2 tRNA genes and 1 rRNA gene are annotated in these 651 nt (G+C 47.9%); all 3 read left to right on the plus strand.

The features are described 5' to 3' along the window. A 16S ribosomal RNA gene (locus ID864_RS23655) occupies window positions 1-102 on the plus strand; the annotation flags it as partial. A gap of 73 nt (window positions 103-175) precedes the next feature. Continuing rightward, window positions 176-252: transfer RNA gene (locus ID864_RS23660), tRNA-Ile, on the plus strand. Between the two features lie 134 nt (window positions 253-386). Further along, a tRNA-Ala gene (locus ID864_RS23665) sits at window positions 387-462 on the plus strand. The last annotated feature ends 189 nt before the right edge of the window (window positions 463-651 follow it).

The following is a 651-nucleotide window of genomic DNA, read 5'->3' on the forward strand; positions in this document are numbered from 1 at the left end:
AGCTTAACCTTCGGGAGGGCGCTTACCACTTTGTGATTCATGACTGGGGTGAAGTCGTAACAAGGTAACCGTAGGGGAACCTGCGGTTGGATCACCTCCTTACCTGAAGATACCTTCCCGCGTAGTGTCCACACAGATTGTCTGATGAAAAAGTAACGAGCAGAAAAACCTCTACAGGCTTGTAGCTCAGGTGGTTAGAGCGCACCCCTGATAAGGGTGAGGTCGGTGGTTCAAGTCCACTCAGGCCTACCAAATTTGCACTCATGCGGCGTTATGCACTCGGTCGTTTACCAAAGTAAACCTCCCTCCTGCATGCCTTGCCTGAGCACAAATTACATTTCTTCTTTGGAATGTAATGGTAGTAAAAGGTTTCTGTAAGACTGTATGGGGCTATAGCTCAGCTGGGAGAGCGCCTGCCTTGCACGCAGGAGGTCAGCGGTTCGATCCCGCTTAGCTCCACCATACTGTTTTTCTAAATAAAATACTTCAGAGTGTGCTGGATAACAGCATGCTGCGAAGTATTATGCTCTTTAACAATCCGGAACAAGCTGAAAATTGAAACGACGCGTCGTATTCATTCTCCGTAATAAGAATGAAGTTAACGATGCGTTCGAGTCTCTCAAATGCTCACGACAGCATGTCGTCCTTCGG

Source organism: Erwinia aphidicola (assembly GCF_014773485.1).
GTDB classification, from domain to species: Bacteria; Pseudomonadota; Gammaproteobacteria; order Enterobacterales; family Enterobacteriaceae; genus Erwinia; species Erwinia aphidicola.